Genomic DNA, 4,609 nt, shown 5'->3' with positions numbered 1-4,609 from the left:
CTTAAACGATCGGCATTACTATGAAGGGCGGTTTTTTTGTATCTGGTTTCTGCTCCTGAAAGGTGTTGTCTCAGGTTACAGAGTCATTCGAAAAGCATTAGAAATCAAAGGTTGAGAATGAATACGCCAAAATATGGTCGGCAATGTATTTGTGAGTGGCGGTGGTTGGGTGTGTCACCCCCCAGAAGACATAACTGTCTGATCCGTACGCTGCGCAATCATTGGTTAAGCTGTGACTTTTTAGGTAGTCGGCTGCTGAGCTTCTATTGATATTAAGGCAAGCATCACTCGCGTTTCGAAAGCCATGTTGCTCTGGATTATCGGTAATGCTGGCGAACAACGCACTCGCATCAAACAACACCACGTTTTTACCCATACTTTGGTAATACTCGGCCTGCGTCTTGATGAATTGGTTGAACTCTAAAATCTTGCCACGAACTTTAACAATCTCTTGTTCAGTTGAGTATTTGAATTGAGGTGCTTTGGTTGCATCGGGCAAGGTGAACAGCAGGATATTGTTTGCACCAGATTCCGTTAAGCGGATCAAAGCGCTGCTGAAATCGGCCTTTACATCGGCCACTTCGCGGTTGTAGTTCATAAAGTCATTAAGGCCAAACTCTAAAGTAAACAACGAGTTTTCTGGGCGGTAGTTTTTGGCGACTTTCATATAGGTTAAGTAAGAGGTGACTTGGTCATATACTCCGGTTAATGCGACGTATTGATTGGTGCCAGCAGCCCCACCTACTGCCCAGTTATAAAGAGGCACATCTTTCGCCTTGGCTAAATACTCTGTCCAGACTAAACCGTTTGAAAAGTGCCCTAAAAACCATGAGTTTGCGTTCGGGAAAACCCATTGAGAACCGTTAAATAGGTTACCGGTGTCAGAAAGACTATCACCGAAGGTGACGATACGGTTGATGGTGTTCGCTTGGACAACGTTGTCATTTGTCCAAATCGAGTGGTTATAAGAGAAGCGATTGTCTGCTGCAAAGTAAGTGATGTCTGCGGCGTCATGTTGGATGTCGAGCGTCTGTTCACAACGCTGCTTGATTTCAGATTGAGGAGCGTCACTGTAGAACATGTTCTTGAAGGATACAGAAGACCACCAGTATCCATTGATCGTGTAGTAATCACCATTTTCCTTTTTTGCCCATTTCCAGTCGGTAGCTGGAGAGTCATGTGAGGCATCGGTTCGATACCAGCATCGAACATAAGAATAGGTTTCTGAACCTTGTGTACTAAATACTTGTGCGGATGTAATGGATTCAGGTGTCGGTATTGAATCTTCAGCAGCATAAGCGCCAAAAGGCAGGGTTAACGCGAGTATAAAAGCCGTATTTTTCATCACTGTATTCTCTTTTATATTTAGTGAGCCAAACAAAACGTTGTTGCTTGTGACTGTTTTAATAACTAAATTGCAAATAACTGGTATGACCTATATCCAAGATCAATAGCTCTCGTCAATACATTCAGTTTGTTAGCGGCTTATAACTGGCATCAGTGTCAAAGTTTCAACCACTTTTTGATTGAAAAACAATGGTTTCGAAGTGAAATGGCTAATATCTAACATTTGATTTTAACGAACTATCGCAGGCAACACGTCGTCATTGACCGGCACGGGATGATTTGTCTATTGAATGCTTAAATGAAAACGTGATCAGAAGGGTGTGAGGTAAATTATAATTTAATCAATAGCTTACCCGTTGGTAATGTCAAGCGAAGTTGCAATTCTAATGTTCATCACAATTGTTTAATTCAAGTTCAATATCACAAATATCAAGTTTTCACTTTTTGTTTTATAAAATCATCATCTACGGTTTCTTTACTCGTCAGAGGTCTAATCTGTTTAAGGAAAGAGCATTGAAAAAGATATTAATTTGGACGATAGCGTGCCTATCCAGTTTTGGCGTCTATGCCGGAACAAGCGCATCAGCATTAGAAACCAGCGGATACACTGCAACGAAATACCCTATTATGCTGGTGCACGGCTTGTTTGGTTTCGATACATTAGCAGGCGTGGATTACTTCTATGGCGTACCGGAGTCTCTAACTAAAGATGGTGCGAGCGTATACGTTGCTCAGGTTTCTGCTACCAACAGTTCCGAAGTTCGTGGTGAACAGTTACTCGCTCAAGTTGAGACGCTGTTAGCCGCGACAGGGGCGAGTAAGGTGAACCTTGTCGGTCACAGCCACGGCGGACCAACAGCGCGCTATGTGGCATCAGTTCGTCCTGATCTGGTAGCCTCAGTGACAAGTATTGGTGGTGTTCATAAAGGATCTAAAGTGGCAGACCTTGTTCGCGGGACGGTATCTGAAGGGTCAGTTTCAGAAGGTATCGCGGTTAAATTGGCTGGTGGATTGACGGCGCTGATCAACCTGTTATCTGGTGGAACGGATCTTGACCAAGATGGCCTTGCGTCTCTTGAAGCGTTGACCACTAAAGGTTCGCTTGCATTCAATCAGTTTTACCCTGAAGGCGTGCCAACGTCTGAGTGTGGTGATGGTGAATGGCAAGCAAACAACGGTGTCTATTACTATTCATGGACAGGCTCTTCCACTTTTACCAACCTTCTTGATCCTACCGACGGAGCGATGACAATCCTTGGTTTAGCTTTTAATGAACCTAATGACGGGTTAGTGGGAGCATGTAGCGCGCATTTGGGCAAAGTGATTGGTGATGATTACAAAATGAATCACCTAGACGAGATCAATGGACTATTGGGTATCCACCATCTTTTTGAGACCGATCCAGTGACCTTATATCGTCAGCATGCCAATCGATTGAAGTTGGCTGGCCTTTAGGTTGCACTGCCCATTCATAAAGAGAACAAGGAAAGTATGATGAAAAAGACCGCCATTTTGTCGATAACCACGATAGCCCTGATGAGCACAGCGGCGGTCTTTTTGTATTTACAAAAGGAAGACCCAAATTCACACCGTGACGGCAAACAAAGCGCTTTTTTATTGAAGGTCGCTTCTCAACAAGATACTGAAATCGATAACGCATCAGCCAAAGACATGATGGAATATTTCGTGTCAGGCAATACAGAATTAACCCTCGAAGATATTCGTGACAACGTGGCAAAACATCATGAGCAATCACAGGTCGCGATCGTTGATGAGGCACTGTTTGCCAATTATCTTGAGTACAAGTCGGCACTGACATCATTAGATGTCCAATTTGATACCAACTCAATATCCGCAGAGGACCTACGCGCACTGAATCAAGCTCTCCTCGATCTTCAAGCGCAGTTTTTCAGTGAGAGTGAGATAAGTATTTTGTTTACCCATGACAACAGAATGAGGGAAATCGCTTTAGAAAAGTTACTTCTGAAACAAGAAGGGCTAGACGAGTTAGAATATCAGCAAAGGCTTGAGTCTTATCTATCTGAACAGCCAGATTACGTTCAAACGAGCCATCAGAATCAGGTATTACTCCCACAGCTATCCAGTTCAGAAGGTCTAGACGAACAAGGTAAATACTTGAAAAGAAGCGAACTGGTCGGAGAAGAAGCGACACAGAGGCTCGAAGCGCTTGATCAACAAAGGGCGGACTTTGATGGAGCTTTAGAAATTTACTTTGTTGAACGAAATGACATTTTGAATGACTCCGAACTCTCTGAAATTGAGCAACAAGAGACTATCGCACAACTTCGGACTACGCATTTTCAGCCAGAACAACGTCGAAGAGTCGAAGCGATTGAAAGAATCAGATCCGTTGAGAGCGGTCAGTAATCTCCAGCAATTAAAAAAGCCAACTACTGATGACTCAATAGTTGGCTTAATAATGAAGGTCGGTTACTGCAATCTATACATGGTAAGTAAGTGCTTACAGTTTAAGGCTTAAATTTTGTATCCTAGAGCCTATACCATAAGCCGTTACAGCTGAACCTTAAAGCTTATTCGCCCTTAACCCTTAAACCTTAAAGAAGCCCAACTGCTGCTTTTGTTGTTCAGCGAGGTTTGATAGCTCGTGGCTTGCTGCTGCAGCTTGGGTAATGCCTGTTACATTTTGGCTTACTAAGCTGTAGATATTTGAGATATTACGGTTAATGTCTGAAGTCACTTGGCTTTGCTCTTCTGCAGCAGCGGCGACCTGAGTGTTGATCTCCGTGATATCCGTTACTGAGTTCGCAATGCCTGAAAGTGCAGAGCTTACCTCACCCGAAAGCGTCTGGTTATGTTCCAACATAGACAGCGAACTGCTCATACTCTCATTCGCGTTTCCAGATTGAACCTGCAAGCCTTCAATGATGGTTTGGATTTCTTTGGTCGAATCTTGTGTACGTGCTGCTAGCATTCTCACTTCATCAGCTACAACCGCAAAACCACGTCCGCTTTCACCTGCACGAGCGGCTTCAATGGCAGCGTTAAGCGCAAGAAGGTTAGTTTGCTCTGAGATGCTTTGAATAACCTCAATGACATTACCAATCTTCTCTGAGTGCTCTTTTAGCGTGCCAACAACGTTCGCAGCTTCGCTAAGCTGAATCGCCATTTGCTCGTTTGCTTGGTTACTTTCATTAAACAAGCTCATGCTGTGTGTCGCCATTTCGTCAGCTTGCTTAGACGCGGAGTCGGCTTGTACTGCATTTTCGTTGACGTTTGCTGC

At 43.8% G+C, this 4,609-nt stretch carries 4 protein-coding genes; 2 read left to right on the top strand and 2 right to left on the bottom strand.

Annotation, left to right across the window (positions count from 1 at the left end; translation table 11 throughout):
- Positions 1-97: 97 nt before the first annotated feature.
- The gene (locus AB4496_RS11295; protein WP_009845827.1) at positions 98-1,345 is read right to left on the bottom strand and encodes an SGNH/GDSL hydrolase family protein; all 1,248 of its coding nucleotides are present in this window, start codon (positions 1,343-1,345) and stop codon (positions 98-100) included.
- Between the two features lie 515 nt (positions 1,346-1,860).
- On the opposite strand from AB4496_RS11295, the gene AB4496_RS11290 reads away from it, so the two are divergent.
- Both AB4496_RS11290 and AB4496_RS11285 read left to right on the top strand, forming a co-directional pair.
- Positions 1,861-2,802: a triacylglycerol lipase gene (locus AB4496_RS11290; RefSeq protein WP_050395118.1), complete on the top strand. Its 942-nt coding sequence runs from the start codon at positions 1,861-1,863 to the stop codon at positions 2,800-2,802.
- Between the two features lie 39 nt (positions 2,803-2,841).
- Positions 2,842-3,735 (top strand): lipase secretion chaperone, encoded by an 894-nt coding sequence (locus AB4496_RS11285; protein ID WP_102257531.1) that lies wholly within the window; start codon positions 2,842-2,844, stop codon positions 3,733-3,735.
- Between the two features lie 181 nt (positions 3,736-3,916).
- Here AB4496_RS11285 and AB4496_RS11280 read toward each other — a convergent pair.
- Positions 3,917-4,609, bottom strand: a 693-nt coding sequence (locus AB4496_RS11280; RefSeq protein WP_372130981.1) for a methyl-accepting chemotaxis protein, incomplete at its 5' end; no start/stop codon positions are given.

The organism is Vibrio sp. 10N.222.46.A1 (genome assembly GCF_041473595.1).
Classification (GTDB): domain Bacteria; phylum Pseudomonadota; class Gammaproteobacteria; order Enterobacterales; family Vibrionaceae; genus Vibrio; species Vibrio tasmaniensis_A.
The sequence above is the reverse complement of the archived record's forward strand: the minus strand, read 5'-3'. Positions and strand labels throughout refer to the sequence as shown.

Excerpts from the sequence above, each read along its gene's own strand:
- AB4496_RS11285 (WP_102257531.1), top strand. The coding sequence starts at position 2,842 with ATGAAAAAGACCGCCATTTTGTCGATAACCACGATAGCCCTGATGAGC.
- AB4496_RS11295 (WP_009845827.1), bottom strand. The coding sequence starts at position 1,345 with ATGAAAAATACGGCTTTTATACTCGCGTTAACCCTGCCTTTTGGCGCT.